The organism is Streptomyces lydicus (genome assembly GCF_001729485.1).
Classification (GTDB): Bacteria; Actinomycetota; Actinomycetes; order Streptomycetales; family Streptomycetaceae; genus Streptomyces; species Streptomyces lydicus_D.
This window is the reverse complement of sequence record NZ_CP017157.1, coordinates 335,349-349,490: the sequence shown is the minus strand read 5'-3', so window position 1 is coordinate 349,490 and position 14,142 is coordinate 335,349. Positions and strand designations below refer to the sequence as shown.

Sequence of the window (14,142 nt, the reverse complement as noted above, 5' to 3'; positions counted from 1 at the left end):
ACCTGACAACCACAACAAAGCTCCCGCCCCGGTGATCCGGGACGGGAGCTCGGTGGTCAGGGGCGGCGCGCCCGGCGGCTCACAGCGCCCGCGCGACCTCGGTCGCCCAGTACGTCAGGATCATGTTCGCGCCGGCCCGCTTGATGCCGGTCAGGGCCTCCATGATCGCCTTGTCGCGGTCGATCCAGCCCTTCTCCGCGGCCGCCTCGATCATCGCGTACTCACCGGAGATCTGGTACGCGGCGACCGGCACGTCCACCGCGTCCGCGATCTTCGCCAGCACGTCCAGATACGGCAGCGCCGGCTTGACCATGACCATGTCGGCGCCCTCGTCCAGGTCGAGCGCCAGCTCGCGCAGCGACTCCCGGAGGTTGCCGGGGTCCTGCTGGTAGGTCTTGCGGTCGCCCTGCAGCGACGAGCCGACGGCCTCCCGGAAGGGGCCGTAGAACGCCGAGGAGTACTTCGCGGTGTAGGCGAGGATCGACACGTCCTCGTGGCCGGTCTGGTCCAGGGCGTCGCGGATGACGCCGACCTGGCCGTCCATCATGCCGCTGGGGCCCACGACGTGGACGCCCGCGTCGGCCTGGACCTGCGCCATCTCCGCGTACCGCTCCAGCGTCGCGTCGTTGTCGACCCGGCCCTCGGAGTCCAGCACACCGCAGTGGCCGTGATCGGTGTACTCGTCCAGGCACAGGTCGGACATGATGACGAGGTCGTCGCCGACCTCGTCCCGCACGTCCCGGATGGCCTGCTGGAGGATGCCGTCGGGGTCCGTACCGGCCGTCCCCGCCGCGTCCTTCTTCTCGTCCAGCGGCACGCCGAACAGCATGATCCCGGCGACGCCCGCCGCCACCGCCTCGACGGCGGCCTTGCGCAGGGTGTCGCGGGTGTGCTGGACGACGCCCGGCATGGCGCCGATCGGCACCGGCTCGCCGATGCCCTCCCGTACGAACGCGGGGAGGATCAGATCGGCCGGGTGCAGCCGGTGCTCCGCGACCATCCGCCGCATGGCGGGCGTGGTGCGCAGGCGACGCGGCCGCGCCCCTGGGAAGCTTCCGTACTTCGTCATACCGCCCACGCTACGCCCGCCGCGCACCCGCCTTTGCCGACGCGTCGTCGGGGCGCGGCGGGGCGGCGGGCCCCTTCGCGGTGCGGCGGGCGCCCTCCGGGACCGGCCAGGACTCCGCCCGGCACGCGGCAAGCAGAAGGGCGCCCCGCCAGGAGGCGCCCTTCGAAACCGTACGGACCGCTGCTCAGCTCCGCGCTCTCCGGCGCGATCCGGGCCGGCGCTCGCTGGGACGGGTGACCGGGTCCCCGGCCTCCAGCGCGGCATCGCGCCGCGCCGCCCCGAAGTCCGCGAGGGCTTCGGCCAGCTTGTGCACCGAGGGCTCGGGCGACATCACGTCCACGCGCAGCCCGTGCTCCTCGGCGGTCTTGGCGGTGGCCGGGCCGATGCAGGCGATCACGGTCACGTTGTGCGGCTTGCCGGCGATCCCGACGAGGTTCCGCACGGTCGACGAGGACGTGAACAGCACGGCGTCGAAGCCGCCGCCCTTGATGGCTTCCCGGGTCTCGGCCGGCGGCGGCGAGGCGCGCACGGTCCGGTAGGCGGTGACGTCGTCGACCTCCCAGCCCAGCTCGATCAGCCCGGCGACCAGGGTCTCGGTGGCGATGTCGGCGCGCGGCAGGAAGACCCGGTCGATCGGGTCGAAGACCGGGTCGTAGGGCGGCCAGTCCTCCAGCAGACCGGCGGCGGACTGCTCACCGGACGGCACCAGGTCGGGCTTCACACCGAAGGCGACCAGCGCCTTGGCGGTCTGCTCGCCGACCGCGGCGACCTTGATCCCGGCGAACGCCCGGGCGTCCAGGCCGTACTCCTCGAACTTCTCCCGCACCGCCTTGACCGCGTTGACCGAGGTGAAGGCGATCCACTCGTAGCGGCCGGTGACCAGGCCCTTGACGGCCCGCTCCATCTGCTGCGGGGTGCGCGGCGGCTCCACCGCGATGGTCGGCACCTCGTGCGACACCGCGCCGTAGGAGACGAGCTGGTCGGAGAGCGACGCGGCCTGCTCCTTCGTCCGCGGTACGAGCACCCGCCAGCCGAACAGCGGCTTGGACTCGAACCACGACAGGCGGTCCCGCTGGGCCGCGGCACTGCGCTCACCGACCACGGCTATGACCGGCTGCCCGCCGTCGGGCGACGGCAGCACCTTGGCGGCCTTGAGCACCTGGGCGACCGAGCCGAGGGTGGCGGTCCAGGTGCGCTGCCGGGTGGTGGTGCCGGCGATGGTGACGGTCAGCGGGGTGTCCGGCTTGCGGCCCGCGGAGACCAGTTCACCGGCGGCCGCGGCCACCGCGTCGAGGGTGGTGGAGACCACCGCGGTGGCGTCGCTGGTGCCCAGCTCGGTCCAGCAGCGGTCGTCGGCCGTACGGGCGTCGACGAACCGCACGTCGGTGCCCTCGGCGTCGCGCAGCGGCACACCGGCGTACGCGGGCACGCCGACGGCCGCGGCGATGCCGGGCACGACCTCGAAGACGATGCCCTCGGAGGCGCAGGCCAGCATCTCCTCGGCGACGTTTCCGTCCAAGCCGGGGTCGCCGGTGACCGCACGCACGACCCGCTTGCCCGCACGGGCAGCCGCCATGACAAGATTGGCGGTGTCCCTAAGGGTGGGGATGTCGGCGGGGATTGACGCCTCGTCAGCTGACGCCTGCAGTGGTGTGTCCACCTGCGCACGGGCGTGCACACGCACGACGTCCAGCACCTGCGGGTCGGCGATCAGTACGTCCGCGGAGGCCAACGCCTCCACGGCACGCAACGTCAACAGGCCCGGGTCACCCGGCCCGGCACCGAGGAAGGTGACCTGACCGGAGGCGGAGTGGTTAGGGGCGGTGGGGTTCAAAGTGCTCGCTCCCCCATAAGACCGGCCGCACCCTTGGCGAGCATCTCGGCGGCGAGTTCACGACCCAGGTTCAGCGGGGTCGAGACATCGTCGGGAGAGGCGGGTACGTGCCCGGTGGTGGACAAGTGCACCAGCGTGCTGCCGTCGGTCGTGCCGACGACACCACGCAGATGCAATTCGGTGACAGCCTGCTCGTCAGCCTTGGGGTCTCCCCCGCTCGAGCGAACCCGAGAGCTTGGGGAGAGGTCGGCCAGCGCTCCAACGGGTGCGGAGCAGCCGGCCTCCAGGGCGGCGAGCAGGGATCGCTCGGCGGTCACGGCGGCCCGGGTGTCCGGGTCGTCGAGGTCCGCGAGCCGGGCGGCGAGGGCGGTGCCGTGCACAGGGTGCACCGCGAGGCACTCGATCGCCAGTGCCCCTTGGCCCGGGGCGGGCAGAACCACGTCGGGCGACAGCAGCTGTGTCGCCTCGTCCAAGCGGCCGAGGCGGGTGAGCCCGGCGGCGGCCAGTACGACCGCGTCCAGTTCACCCTTCTCGACGAAGCCGATGCGGGTGTCGATGTTCCCGCGTATCGGCACGGTCTCTATGCGCCGGCCCAGTATGCGGGCCCAGGCGTTGAGCTGCGCCATCCGGCGGGGCGAGCCGGTGCCGATACGGGCGGTGCGCTCCGGATCGGCGGTCAGCTCCTCGAAGGTGAGCCCGTCCCTGGCGATGAGCGCGTCGCGGGGGTCCTCCCGGACGGGGATCGCGGCCAGGGTGAGGGACTCGGGCTGCGCGGTGGGCAGGTCCTTGAGCGAGTGGACGGCGAAGTCGATGTCCCCGGCGAGCAGCGCGTCGCGCAGCGCGGAGACGAACACGCCGGTGCCGCCGATCTGCGCGAGGTGCTCTCGGGAGGTGTCGCCGTAGGTGGTGATCTCCACCAGTTCGACGGGGCGGCCGGTCAGCTCGCGCACCGCCTCGGCGACCAGTCCGGACTGGGCCATGGCGAGCGCGCTGCGCCGCGTACCCAGCCTCAGTGGTCTCGTGGTGCTGTCGTTCATGCCCGCTCCCGTGCATCGTGGCTTCCGCCGCGCGTGTCGGCCCGGCTGACGGCGGCAACCGTCTGCGGGTCGAGGTCGAAGAGTTCCCGCAGCGCGTCGGCGTACCCGGCACCGCCGGGCTCACTGGCGAGCTGCTTGACCCGCACGGTGGGCGCGTGCAGGAGTTTGTCGACGACGCGGCGCACGGTCTGGGTGATCTCGGCGCGCTGCTTGTCGTCCAGGTCGGGGAGGCGGCCGTCGAGCCGGGCGATCTCACCGGCGACGACGTCCGCGGCCATGGTGCGCAGGGCGACCACGGTCGGGGTGATGTGCGCGGCGCGCTGGGCGGCGCCGAACGCGGCGACCTCCTCGGAGACGATGCCCCGCACCTTGTCCACGTCGGCCGCCATCGGCGCGTCCGCGGAGGCGTCGGCCAGCGACTCGATGTCGACGAGGTGCGCGCCCTCGATCCGGTGGACCGCGGCGTCTATGTCGCGCGGCATCGCCAGGTCGAGCAGCGCCAGTGGCGCCTCCCGGCCGGTCAGGGCCTCCGCGACCAGGGCGCCGTCGAGCACCAGACCGGTCGCGCCGGTGCAGGACACCACGATGTCGGCGACCGCCAGCTCGTGCTCGACGCAGCTCATCGCCGCCGCGCGGGCGCGCAGCCCGGTGGCGGCGCCGGGCCCGCCCGGCTCGGTGAGGATCTGCACGAGCCGCTCGGCGCGCTCGACGGTGCGGTTGGCGACGGCCAGCTCGCCGATGCCGCTGCGCACCAGCGTGGTCGCGGCCAGCGACGACATCGAGCCGGCGCCGATGACCAGCGCCCGCTTGCCGCGGGCCCACGCCGCGACGTCCTGCCCGGCGGCGAGCTGTTCCAGGCCGAAGGTGACCAGGGACTGCCCGGCCTTGTCGATCCCGGTCTCGCTGTGGGCGCGCTTGCCGACCCGCAGCGCCTGCTGGAACAGGTCGTTCAGCAGCCGGCCCGCGGTGTGCAGCTCCTGGGCGACCGCCAGCGCGTCCTTGATCTGGCCGAGGATCTGGCCCTCGCCGACGACCATCGAGTCCAGGCCGCAGGCCACCGAGAGGAGGTGGTGGACGGCGCGGTCCTCGTAGTGGACGTAGAGATAAGGGGTGAGCTCGTCCAGGTCGACGCCGCTGTGCCGGGCCAGGAGGGTGGACAGCTCGGCGACCCCGGCGTGGAACTTGTCCACGTCGGCGTAGAGCTCGATGCGGTTGCAGGTGGAGAGCACCGCGGACTCGGTGACCGGCTCGGCCGACACGGCGTCCTGCAGCAGCTTGCCGCGCGCCTCCGGGGCGAGCGCGGCCCGCTCCAGCACGCTCACCGGCGCACTGCGATGACTCAGTCCGACGACCAAAAGGCTCATGCCGGCATCACGGCGGGCACGTCCCCGTCAGGTCCCTTGCGATCGCTCGCGACGGCCGCCTCGGCCGCGGCCGCGACGGCGGCGGCACGGCCGGACGTGGTCGGTGCGCCGCCCTCGGGCCCGGTCTCCTCGCCCGCCTTGCGCTGCTCGTGGAAGGCGAGGATCTGCAGCTCTATCGACAGGTCGACCTTGCGTACGTCGACCCCGTCGGGGACGGTCAGCACGGTCGGCGCGAAGTTGAGGATCGAGGTGACGCCGGCGGCGACCAACCGGTCGCAGACCTGCTGGGCAGCCCCGGCCGGCGTGGCGATGACGCCGATGGAAACGCCGTTGCTCTCGATGATGTGTTCCAGCTCGTCGGTGTGCTGGACCGCGATGCCCGCGACGGGCTTGCCGGCCATCGCCGGGTCGGCGTCGATCAGCGCGGCGACCCGGAAGCCCCTGGAGGCGAACCCGCCGTAGTTGGCGAGCGCGGCGCCGAGGTTACCGATACCGACGATGACAACCGGCCAGTCCTGGGTCAGCCCCAGCTCGCGCGAGATCTGGTAGACGAGGTACTCCACGTCGTAGCCGACGCCGCGGGTCCCGTAGGAGCCCAGGTAGGAGAAGTCCTTGCGGAGTTTGGCGGAATTGACCCCCGCCGCGGCCGCGAGTTCTTCGGAGGAGACCGTGGGTACCGAACGCTCGGAGAGCGCGGTCAGAGCGCGCAGGTATAGCGGAAGCCTGGCGACGGTGGCCTCGGGAATCCCTCGGCTTCGGGTCGCCGGTCGGTGAGTTCGGCCAGTTGCCACGGTGCTCCTGCGGGTAGAGCGGGGCTGCGGGCGCCCGTACGGAACCCGACCGCCCTGTCCACTGCAGGCTATGTCTTTGTGAACGCGTGCACAAAGATGGTGTCCGGTTTGTCCGCCCAAAGTGATGGGGGTCACGCGGCTATTACGGGCCTCCGCGGAACCAACTCCCACGTCACACCGTTCACTCGCGCCGCTCGCAACACACGGCAGCACCGACGGGAGCACGCGCCCTCACTCCTCACCGCCATACCCCCGGAAACCTACAAATCGCCCACCGATGGTAATCGACCTCGCCCCTTCGGAGCACCGCCCCGACCGGGCACAATGACCCCATGGCCCCCCTCTTCAGCCGCAGCCCACGCAAGAGCCCCGCCGACCGGATGGTGACCCTCGTCGGCAAGCCCGGCTGCCACCTGTGTGACGACGCGCAGGCGGTGATCGAGAAGGTGTGCGCCGAGACCGGCGCGTCGTGGGAGAGGAAGGACATCACCGAGGACGCCGAGCTCCACCGCAAGTACTGGGAGCAGATTCCGGTCGTCCTCGTCGACGGCGCCCAGCACGACTTCTGGCGGGTGGACCCCAAGCGGCTGCGTACGGCCCTGGGCGCCTGAGCCCGGTCCCCACCCCCCGGACCTGGCCGTAATCCAACCGTCCGCCGCTCCAGCCCTTCCGGACACGCGCCCGTAACCGGAAGCCCCGAACAAACTGGCTACGCTAGCGGCATGTCGCCCGCTCGCCGATCCGGCTGGATGCCCTCCGGGGCGCTCTTCGACCTGGGCTGGATCCCCCGCCGCCGCCGACCCGCCACGGCCCGCAGTGTGCTGGCCGGCGAGGCCGCGGCCGAGGCCGCCCGCAAGTCCTCGCAGGAGGCGCCGCCGGTCGAGGAGACCCCGGCCGAGCCCGAGTTCCCGGTCGTCGGGGACACCGCGGCCGCCGCCTTCTTCGACCTCGACAACACCGTCATGCAGGGCGCCGCGCTGTTCCACTTCGGCCGCGGCCTGTACAAGCGGCACTTCTTCCACAAGCGCGACCTGGCCCGCTTCGCCTGGCAGCAGATCTACTTCCGGCTGGCCGGCTCGGAGAACCCCGAGCACATGGCGGACGTCCGCAACAGCGCCCTGTCCATCGTCCAGGGCCATCGCGTCGCCGAGCTGATGTCCATCGGCGAGGAGATCTACGACGAGTACATGGCCGAGCGCGTCTGGCCGGGCACCCGCGCGCTCGCCCAGGCCCACCTCGACGCCGGCCAGAAGGTCTGGCTGGTGACCGCGGCCCCCGTGGAGACCGCGACGATCATCGCCCGCCGGCTCGGCCTGACCGGCGCACTGGGCACCGTCGCCGAGTCCGTCGGCGGGGTCTACACGGGCAAGCTGGTCGGCGAGCCGCTGCACGGCCCGGCCAAGGCCGAGGCGGTCCGCGCCCTGGCGGCGGCCGAGGGCCTGGACCTGTCGCACTGCGCCGCCTACAGCGACTCGGCCAACGACATCCCGATGCTCTCCCTCGTCGGACACCCGTACGCCATCAATCCCGACAGCCGGCTGCGCAAGCACGCCCGGGAGCAGGGCTGGCGGCTGCGCGACTACCGCACCGGCCGCAAGGCGGCCAAGATCGGCATCCCGGCGGCGGCCGGCGTGGGCGCCCTCGCCGGGGGCGCCGCGGCCGCCGTCGCCCTCCAGCGCCGACGCCGCTGACCAGGGCTGATCGCGCCACGGCGCGGCGAGCCATCCCCGGTCCCTACCCCCTGGAGCGCCCCGTCAGTCCCCTTGCTGACGGTCAGCCACAACACGCCCTCCAACCAGGCAGATTGCGTTCCCTTCCGATCAAAAGTTACTCAGTAATCGATACTTGATCTGCCACCAACCCGGCACGGAACGTAAGTAATCGATGATTTGAGCAACTGGGTGTAGCGCTGCCTGTACGAAGCGTTATTCTCCTCAGACGCAATCCGGAACCCACACGTCCCTACGACGAGTGAACGGTCCCGCACTGCACGTGATGGAAGCTCTGCCTCTGGGAGTCCCGTGTACCCACACGTCGGGGTTGACGCCTCGGGCCTGGCTACGCTGCGTACGACACTCGTCGACCACCTGCGCAGTTTTGTCCCCACCGCGTACGCCGTCCCCGCATTCGCCTCAGCCGTCCCCGCTGCCGGCCCCTGCTACGCCCTGGCCGACGGGAGCGCTGCGGTCGGCAAGGCCGCCGGCAGAACCCGCCGCGCCGGCGCCGGCACCACCACCGCCCGGCGCCCCGCCGACAGCGACAGCCGTCGCATGATGGACCTCGTCGAACGCGCCCAGGCCGGCGAGGCCGAGGCGTTCGGCCGCCTGTACGACCAGTACGCCGACACGGTTTACCGCTACATCTACTACCGCGTCGGCGGCCGTGCCACGGCCGAGGACCTCACCAGCGAGACCTTTCTGCGCGCCCTGCGCCGCATCGGCACCTTCACCTGGCAGGGCCGAGACTTCGGCGCCTGGCTGGTGACCATCGCCCGCAACCTCGTCGCCGATCACTTCAAGTCCTCGCGCTTCCGCCTGGAAGTCACCACCGGAGAGATGCTCGACGCCAACGAGGTCGAGCGCAGCCCCGAGGACTCGGTCCTCGAATCCCTCTCCAACGCCGCCCTCCTGGAGGCGGTACGCAAGCTCAACCCCCAGCAGCAGGAATGCGTCACGCTGCGGTTCCTGCAGGGCCTCTCGGTCGCCGAGACCGCCCGCGTCATGGGCAAGAACGAGGGCGCGATCAAGACCCTCCAGTACCGGGCCGTCCGCACCCTGGCGCGCCTCCTCCCCGAAGACGCCCGCTGACCCCCACCCACCCCCCCCGTACGCCGCTTCTCCGACCGCCCGCACGCCGCGCCTCGCTCACGTTTGGTGACCACCCATGTCCGGTCGGTCAGATCATCGTGAGTGCGTAACCCGAGTGCCGCGCCGCTCGTTGTGCGGGATGCAGGCTCCATGCGGTCACGCCATGCCCGCTGCCTCTCACTCGATCGAGTGGCCGCGGACACCGGCGTGCAACCGTCCGGCCCGTCTGGATAGTCAAAGCCAGTCCGGGGAGTCGAGCGGGATGACGAGAGGAGGTGCCGCCCGTGATCACGAATGTCTCGGTGCACCGGCGGGCCAACGCCTTCGCCCAGGCCCTGGAGGAGCAGGTCCTCGAGGGCGCGGCGGCCGAGGAGCAGGTCGGTATGCCGGCGCAAGTGCCGGGCGAAGCAAGGCTGTTGGCGGTCGCCGACGGCCTCGGGAAACTTCCGAGGCCGGAGATGGCTGCCGAGGTCAAGACTGTCCAGCGCGCCCAGCTCCTCGCCGCGATGGAGTCCGCCTTCGCCGAAGGCGCTTCGTCCGACGGCGCCAGGGTGCCCGAGCAGCGTGAACACCGGGGCGCGCACCGCGCCGCGAAATCGATCGGCCGGCTGCGGCCGCGCTCCCGGCTCTCCAAGGGGCTGGCAGCGGGCGGGCTGACGGTCGGCGTCGCCGCCGGAGCCTTCAGCGGCGTCGCCGCGGCCAGCTCCGACGCCCTCCCCGGCGACTCCCTCTACGGGCTCAAGCGCGGCATGGAGGACCTCAGACTCGGCATGGCCGACGACGACGCCGACCGCGGCCGGCTCTTCCTGGACCAGGCGTCCACCCGCATGATGGAGGCCCGCCGCCTGATGGAGCGCGGCCGGGTCGCCGATCTCGACCACGAGGCGCTCGGGGAGGTCCGCCGGGCGCTGTCCGGCGTCACCCACGACGCGGGCGAGGGTCACAAGCTGCTGCACCAGGCGTACGAGCGGGACGGCTCGCTGGGCCCCATCCAGACGCTGAACTCCTTCACCAAGGCCCACCGCGGCACCTGGTCACAGCTGCGCGACAAGCTCCCGGTGCAGCTCATGGACGTCCGGGACCAGGTCAGTTCGGTCTTCGACGCCATAGACCAAGAGGTCGGTCCGCTCCGCTCGCTGCTGCCGCCCAACCCGGACGGCACGCGCCACCACCGCGACACGCCCGCCTCCGCGGGCACCGGTTCCGGCTCCGACGGCCGTCCGGCACCGGCCGGCAGCACGTCCACCTCCGGCCGGCACGCGGCCGGCCCGCACGGCCCGCGCCCGTCGGCCTCACCGTCCCGGGACGACGGCCTGCTCGGCGGCAACACGGGTGGCCTGCTCGGCCCGTCGGACCGGAGCGGCAGCCCGTCACCGCACGAGCGCGGCCACGGCAGCGGCCGGGACTCCGCCGGCCACCCCGATGTCACCCTGCCGCCCTTGCTGCCGGGGCTGCTGCCCGAGCTGGGCATCAACGGCGAGGACCTGCCGAAGTAGCTCCCGCCCGCGGCGCTCGGTGCTGCGTCAGAAGAACACCGAGCGCCGCTGCACCAGCAGTTTGTAGAGGGTGTGCTGGATCGTCTCGCGGACCTGGTCCGTCAGGTTGAACATCAGCATCGGGTCGTCCGCCGCCTCCGGCGGATAGCTGTCCGTCGGAATCGGCTCGCCGAACTGGATCGTCCACTTCGTCGGCAGCGGCACCGCGCCCAGCGGCCCGAGCCACGGGAACGTCGGCGTGATCGGGAAGTACGGCAGTCCCAGCACCCGCGCCAGCGTCTTGGCGTTGCCGACCATCGGGTAGATCTCCTCCGCGCCCACGATCGAGCACGGCACGATCGGCACCCCGGCCTTCAGCGCCGTCGAGACGAAGCCGCCCCGCCCGAAGCGCTGGAGCTTGTAGCGGTCCGCGAAGGGCTTGCCGATGCCCTTGAAGCCCTCCGGCATCACCCCGACGATCTCACCGCGCTCCAGCAGCCGCTGGGCGTCCTCCGCGCAGGCGAGGGTGTGCCCGGCCTTGCGCGCCAGCTCGTTTATCACCGGCAGGACGAACACCAAATCGGCCGCCAGCAGCCGCAGGTGACGCTGTGCCGGGTGGTTGTCGTGCACCGCGACCTGGAGCATCAGGCCGTCCAACGGCAGCGTCCCGGAGTGGTTGGAGACGACCAGCGCACCACCGCTCGCGGGGATGTTCTCGATGCCCTTGACCTCGACCCGGAAGTACTTCTCGTACACCGGACGCAGCAGCGACATGAGGACCTGGTCGGTCAGCTCCTCGTCGTAGCCGAAGTCGTCGACCTCGTAGTCACCGGTGATCCGCCGGCGGAGGAACGCCAGGCCGCCCGCGATCCGCTCGTCGAGGGACCGCGGGCCCGGCCGCGGGGGTGTCGCCGGCGGGTGCTCGGTCCGTGCCTCCGGTACGGGCGCCAGCGCCGTACCGCGCCCCGTGCGCCCGGCCCGCCTGGCCTTCCTGCGCGCCCGAGGCTCCTCGCCGAAGGGAATGACCTTGGCGTCCGCCATCGTGGGTGAACTCCTCACTGGGTCGGGCCGCCGCGTGCGGGCAGCACGCCGGCGAGCCGGTCGACGGTGCGGGCGAGGGACTCGGGCGGCAGCAGCCCGGGTCCGCGGCTGCGGGCGAATTCCGCGAAGGTCTCCGCCGTCGTGTACTTCGGGTGGAACCCCAGTGTCTCGCGCATCTGTGTCGTTTCGACGACCCTGCCGTGCGTGAGCAGCCGGATCTGCTCCGGCGAGAAGTCCGTGATGCCGATGGACCGCAGCGCCGTACCGGCCCAGGTCACGGTGGGCAGGAACAGCGGCAGGGTGGGCCGGCCCAGCCGACGGGAGGTCTGCGACAGCAGCAGGACGCCGTCCCCGGCGATGTTGAAGGTGCCGCTGTTGAGCGTGCCGCGGCGCGGCACGGCGGCGGCGATCCGCAGCACCTCGATGGCGTCGTCCTCATGGACGAACTGCAGCCGCGGGTCGTACCCGAGGACGGTGGGCAGCACGGGCAGCGAGAAGTACTCGGCGAGCGGGGAGTCCGCGCACGGCCCGAGGATGTTGGCGAACCGCAGGACGCACACCGCCACGTCGGGCCGGCGCCGGGCGAAGCCGCGGACGTAGCCCTCGACCTCGACGATGTCCTTGGCGAAGCCGCCGCTGGGCAGGGACTTGGGGGTGGTGGTCTCGGTGAAGACGGCGGGGTCGCGGGGCGCGGAGCCGTAGACGCTGGTGCTCGACTTGATGACCAGGCGCTGCACGTTCGGCGCCTTCTGGCAGGCGCCCAGCAGCTGCATCGTCCCGATGACGTTGGTTTCCTTCACCGAGGCGCGGCCGCCGCGCTTGCCCAACGGCGTGCCGTTGATGTCCATATGGATGACGGTGTCGACGCCCGTCTCGGCCAGGACCCTGGCGATGGCCGGGTGCCGGATGTCCGCCCGGAGGAATTCGGCGCCGCCCAGATGGTGCTCCGGTGCCACGGCGTCGACGCCGATCACCCGGTCGACGTCGGGATCACGCTGGATGCGGCGGACGAACCGGCCGCCCAGTTGCCGTGCGACTCCCGTGACGAGCACGACCTTGCCCAAGATCAGCCCTTCCTTCCCGCCGCGACTTCCCCAGGTCCAGCTGTGCAGGCCACGCTATCGGGTCGGTGTTGCACTGTGATGACCACGGGATGCCCGCGGCGACATTTCCGTCCGACCACCGTCCATACGGCCCACAACGCGCAGCAGCCCCCGATCGCACCAAGGCGATGGGGGGCTGCGAAATCGCGATCAGCGCCGCTTACTTCTTGTTACGACGCTGAACACGGGTGCGCTTGAGCAGCTTGCGGTGCTTCTTCTTGGCCATCCGCTTGCGCCGCTTCTTGATAACAGAGCCCACGACTACCCTCGCTCACTTCGAATTACTCGGTGCGGGGCGTCCGAGCCCACACTACCTACATCGGGCCAGCCTACCCGGCGCCGGGCGAACGGCGTAATCCGAGGGTCGGCGAGGGACCCGTCAGGCTGATTCCACCCCCACGAAGGACTCACGGAGATAGTCGTGAACCGCCTGCTCCGGCACCCGGAAGGACCTCCCCACCCGAATCGCGGGCAGATGACCGCTGTGCACCAAGCGGTACACGGTCATCTTCGACACTCGCATCACCGTGGCGACTTCCGCCACCGTCAGGAACACAACCTCGTTCAGAGGCTTCTGGTCTGCAGCCATGCCACACCTGCACCTTCCGCATAAGACGGTCACCGGCTTCCCCTCCGGTGACTCTTCGTCGCTATGCGCTCACTCCCCAGATTAGGGGCGGGTGATGCGAGTGGGGAAGAGGAGCAGCGAACAGCCGTCTATCGGGGCAGATCCGCACGATTAAGTACATAGCGGGCGAGCGGGCGATAGGACGCGGCCGGCGCGGCGTCGTCGAGCGGCACCACTTCGGACACCCGCCCCTCCGCCTGGCCGACGAACGGCGCGGGGTCGTCCGCATCCGCCAGCCCGATCGCCTCGATGCCCAGCTGACCTGCCCCGCAGACCCAACCGTGGTCCCCGATGACCAACTCCGGAAGCGGCTCTCCGGCGTCCGCCGCGGCCCCGAGAACGGCCCTCACAGGGAGCGGGGAATGGGTGTGTACGCCCCCCTCCCCGGGCGCGCCCCGCACGCCGGTCTCTCGCATCATCGCGACTCCCCGTACGTAGTCGAGAAGGCGGGTACGTACGCCGAACCGGGTCGCTATGTCGACACGGGAGCCATACGCCGAGGTGAGTACGGGGCAGCCCGCCGACGAGAGGGCGTCTGCGAGGGCGGCGTAGAAGTCGAGCAACCGGTGCGGATGGCCGGTGCCGAGGAGCACCGGCGCCCGGCGGCCGGCCGCCGCACCGACCCGGTCCGCGAACCGGTCGAGCGCCGCGACCGTACGGTCCGGATCGATCACATCTGGGCCGGAAGTATGCGCGGGGTCGACCGAAACTCCGCACTTCTGCCCCATCAGTCGCAGTACTTCACCGAACGGCCAGTCCCGTTCGGGATCCAGGCCGAGCAGCACCCGCGGGTCGCGCGCGGCGAAGAGCCGATAGCGCCCCAGGCTCTTCTCCCGCGCGGTCGCGATCGTCCCCGCGAGCCGCGCCTGGATCAGATGCGCCCGCAGCTCTCCGGTGACCGACACGCGCACCATGCTGACCGCCGGCCGCCCTACCGGTGCCCCAACCGACGGGTAATCACACATCCGTGGCACAGCGGCCGTTGAGCCCGCA

Annotated in this window: 14 protein-coding genes; 4 read left to right on the top strand and 10 right to left on the bottom strand. The window is 71.4% G+C overall.

The features are described 5' to 3' along the window. Positions 1-79: 79 nt before the first annotated feature. The 5 genes from hemB to SL103_RS01500 form a co-directional block, all read right to left on the bottom strand. Positions 80-1,069 carry a porphobilinogen synthase gene (gene hemB / locus SL103_RS01520; RefSeq protein ID WP_079145511.1) on the bottom strand — a complete coding sequence of 330 codons (990 nt, stop codon included), beginning with the start codon at positions 1,067-1,069 and terminating at the stop codon, positions 80-82. Positions 1,070-1,253: 184 nt separating this feature from the next. Then, on the bottom strand, positions 1,254-2,903 hold the full coding sequence (locus SL103_RS01515) for a uroporphyrinogen-III synthase (RefSeq protein WP_069566963.1): 1,650 nt from the start codon (positions 2,901-2,903) through the stop codon (positions 1,254-1,256). Next, entirely contained in the window at positions 2,900-3,940 is a 1,041-nt protein-coding gene (gene hemC, locus SL103_RS01510) for a hydroxymethylbilane synthase (RefSeq protein WP_069566962.1), read from the bottom strand. The genes SL103_RS01515 and hemC overlap by 4 nt, the downstream gene beginning before the upstream one ends. Continuing rightward, the gene (locus SL103_RS01505; protein ID WP_069566961.1) at positions 3,937-5,304 is read right to left on the bottom strand and encodes a glutamyl-tRNA reductase; all 1,368 of its coding nucleotides are present in this window, start codon (positions 5,302-5,304) and stop codon (positions 3,937-3,939) included. Before SL103_RS01505 ends, hemC begins: the two co-directional genes overlap by 4 nt. Then, entirely contained in the window at positions 5,301-6,095 is a 795-nt protein-coding gene (locus tag SL103_RS01500) for a redox-sensing transcriptional repressor Rex (protein WP_069566960.1), read from the bottom strand. The genes SL103_RS01505 and SL103_RS01500 overlap by 4 nt, the downstream gene beginning before the upstream one ends. Positions 6,096-6,427: 332 nt before the next feature. On the opposite strand from SL103_RS01500, the gene SL103_RS01495 reads away from it, so the two are divergent. The 4 genes from SL103_RS01495 (at position 6,428) to SL103_RS01480 (ending at position 10,398) form a co-directional block, all read left to right on the top strand. After that, the gene (locus tag SL103_RS01495) at positions 6,428-6,706 is read left to right on the top strand and encodes a glutaredoxin family protein (protein ID WP_069566959.1); all 279 of its coding nucleotides are present in this window, start codon (positions 6,428-6,430) and stop codon (positions 6,704-6,706) included. A gap of 138 nt (positions 6,707-6,844) precedes the next feature. After that, positions 6,845-7,786, top strand: a complete 942-nt coding sequence (locus SL103_RS01490) for an HAD family hydrolase (protein ID WP_033271004.1) — start codon at positions 6,845-6,847, stop codon at positions 7,784-7,786. Between the two features lie 330 nt (positions 7,787-8,116). Continuing rightward, positions 8,117-8,902, top strand: a complete 786-nt coding sequence (locus SL103_RS01485) for an ECF subfamily RNA polymerase sigma factor, BldN family (protein ID WP_033271005.1) — start codon at positions 8,117-8,119, stop codon at positions 8,900-8,902. 284 nt (positions 8,903-9,186) lie between these two features. Next, positions 9,187-10,398: a DUF5667 domain-containing protein gene (locus SL103_RS01480; protein WP_069566958.1), complete on the top strand. Its 1,212-nt coding sequence runs from the start codon at positions 9,187-9,189 to the stop codon at positions 10,396-10,398. A 27-nt stretch (positions 10,399-10,425) separates the two neighbouring features. Here SL103_RS01480 and SL103_RS01475 read toward each other — a convergent pair whose 3' ends face one another. From SL103_RS01475 to SL103_RS01460, 5 genes are all read right to left on the bottom strand, one after another. Next, the gene (locus SL103_RS01475; protein ID WP_069566957.1) at positions 10,426-11,418 is read right to left on the bottom strand and encodes a lysophospholipid acyltransferase family protein; all 993 of its coding nucleotides are present in this window, start codon (positions 11,416-11,418) and stop codon (positions 10,426-10,428) included. Between the two features lie 14 nt (positions 11,419-11,432). Continuing rightward, positions 11,433-12,482: an NAD-dependent epimerase/dehydratase family protein gene (locus SL103_RS01470; RefSeq protein WP_069566956.1), complete on the bottom strand. Its 1,050-nt coding sequence runs from the start codon at positions 12,480-12,482 to the stop codon at positions 11,433-11,435. Positions 12,483-12,681: 199 nt separating this feature from the next. Next, positions 12,682-12,780, bottom strand: coding sequence for a 30S ribosomal protein bS22 (locus SL103_RS35685; protein WP_003948845.1), 99 nt, complete (start codon positions 12,778-12,780; stop codon positions 12,682-12,684). Between the two features lie 120 nt (positions 12,781-12,900). Next, positions 12,901-13,110, bottom strand: a complete 210-nt coding sequence (locus SL103_RS01465; RefSeq protein ID WP_033271009.1) for a helix-turn-helix domain-containing protein — start codon at positions 13,108-13,110, stop codon at positions 12,901-12,903. Positions 13,111-13,238: 128 nt separating this feature from the next. Then, the gene (locus SL103_RS01460; RefSeq protein ID WP_069566955.1) at positions 13,239-14,063 is read right to left on the bottom strand and encodes a phosphatase; all 825 of its coding nucleotides are present in this window, start codon (positions 14,061-14,063) and stop codon (positions 13,239-13,241) included. Between the last annotated feature and the right edge of the window lie 79 nt (positions 14,064-14,142).

Bases quoted from the DNA above. Each gene is read 5' to 3' on its own strand.
- hemB (WP_079145511.1), bottom strand. From the start codon at position 1,069: ATGACGAAGTACGGAAGCTTCCCAGGGGCGCGGCCGCGTCGCCTGCGC.
- hemC (WP_069566962.1), bottom strand. From the start codon at position 3,940: ATGAACGACAGCACCACGAGACCACTGAGGCTGGGTACGCGGCGCAGC.
- SL103_RS01505 (WP_069566961.1), bottom strand. From the start codon at position 5,304: ATGAGCCTTTTGGTCGTCGGACTGAGTCATCGCAGTGCGCCGGTGAGC.
- SL103_RS01495 (WP_069566959.1), top strand. From the start codon at position 6,428: ATGGCCCCCCTCTTCAGCCGCAGCCCACGCAAGAGCCCCGCCGACCGG.
- SL103_RS01490 (WP_033271004.1), top strand. From the start codon at position 6,845: ATGCCCTCCGGGGCGCTCTTCGACCTGGGCTGGATCCCCCGCCGCCGC.
- SL103_RS01475 (WP_069566957.1), bottom strand. From the start codon at position 11,418: ATGGCGGACGCCAAGGTCATTCCCTTCGGCGAGGAGCCTCGGGCGCGC.
- SL103_RS01465 (WP_033271009.1), bottom strand. From the start codon at position 13,110: ATGGCTGCAGACCAGAAGCCTCTGAACGAGGTTGTGTTCCTGACGGTG.
- SL103_RS01460 (WP_069566955.1), bottom strand. From the start codon at position 14,063: ATGGTGCGCGTGTCGGTCACCGGAGAGCTGCGGGCGCATCTGATCCAG.